The organism is Gluconobacter sp. Gdi (assembly GCF_014132155.1).
In the GTDB taxonomy this organism is placed as follows: Bacteria; Pseudomonadota; Alphaproteobacteria; order Acetobacterales; family Acetobacteraceae; genus Gluconobacter.
In genome coordinates, this window is sequence record NZ_BLJQ01000102.1 from 1 (window position 1) to 242 (window position 242).

General features: G+C 53.3%; 1 protein-coding gene. It reads left to right on the forward strand.

The window, feature by feature from the left end:
- Positions 1 to 21: 21 nt before the first annotated feature.
- Positions 22 to 242 (forward strand): hypothetical protein (locus JN414_RS16670; RefSeq protein ID WP_237390149.1); only part of this gene is annotated, 221 nt, incomplete at its 3' end.

Here is a 242-nt window from a genome sequence, read left to right on the forward strand (position 1 = left end):
GTGTCTTCCCAGCAGAGCAGGGTGGATGACACCAGTTCCCGCCTGTCTGTTGCCAGACAGATGCGTGATGCCCTGAATGTTGAAGCAGAAGGCCACAGGAACAACGCCGCTGCCGCCAAGCTGGAAAGTTATCAGATTACTAATCTGATTGATGAGGCCCACAAGTTTTTGGATATGGTCATGGCGGGTGGAAACCCGCTCAAGGCTGCGTTTTATGAGGTTCCGAACGCTGTCAGCGTTCT